Here is a 675-nt window from a genome sequence, read left to right as displayed (position 1 = left end):
GACGCGGCGCACCGCCTCGTCGGGGCGATCAGCATCGACGACGTTCTGGACTACCTGCTCCCGGACGACTGGCGATCGCATGACGACGACGAGACCGCGCCGGCCGCCAAGGAGGTCCGCTGATGGCTCGCTCGCCCCGCCTCGACGCTCCTCTCGGCCGCGGCGCCACCCGCGCTCGACCGACCTCCCGTGACCGCTTCGGCCGGTTCACCGAGTGGGTCGCTCGAGCGATGGGAACGCCCGCGTTCCTGCTCATGCTCACGTTGTTCTGCGTGGCCTGGATCCTCTGGAACACTCTGACGCCCGATCACCTGCGATTCGACGACGCCGCCCTCGGGTTCACCGCGCTCACGCTCATGCTCTCGTTGCAGGCATCGTATGCCGCGCCTCTGATCCTGCTCGCGCAGAACCGACAGGACGACCGCGACCGTGTGCAGATCGAGCAGGACCGACAGCGCGCCGAACGCAACCTCGCCGACACCGAGTACCTCGCCCGTGAGATCGTCGCCCTCCGGATGGCGCTCGAGGAGCGCAACACGCAGCTCGTCACGCGCGACGTGCTGAGGAACGAACTGAAAGCGCTGCTCGCCGAGCTCGGCGAGCACGACGACGACAAGCCTGCCGGCGGCGCCGCGTCATGACGGCGGTAGACAGCGTCCGTGCCGCCGTGGCCGC

1 protein-coding gene is annotated in these 675 nt (G+C 69.3%); it reads left to right on the top strand.

Annotated features, from left to right (window positions below):
- The first annotated feature begins 122 nt into the window (after positions 1-122).
- Positions 123-641: a DUF1003 domain-containing protein gene (locus EAH76_RS23805; protein WP_140852736.1), complete on the top strand. Its 519-nt coding sequence runs from the start codon at positions 123-125 to the stop codon at positions 639-641.
- Positions 642-675 lie beyond the last annotated feature (34 nt).

The sequence above is a fragment of the Sphingomonas glacialis genome (assembly GCF_006439055.1).
Taxonomy (GTDB): Bacteria; Pseudomonadota; Alphaproteobacteria; order Sphingomonadales; family Sphingomonadaceae; genus Sphingomonas; species Sphingomonas glacialis_A.
This window is presented reverse-complemented; position numbering and strand designations above follow the sequence as displayed.

Coding starts and splice junctions, on each gene's coding strand:
- EAH76_RS23805 (WP_140852736.1), top strand. CDS start 123: ATGGCTCGCTCGCCCCGCCTCGACGCTCCTCTCGGCCGCGGCGCCACC.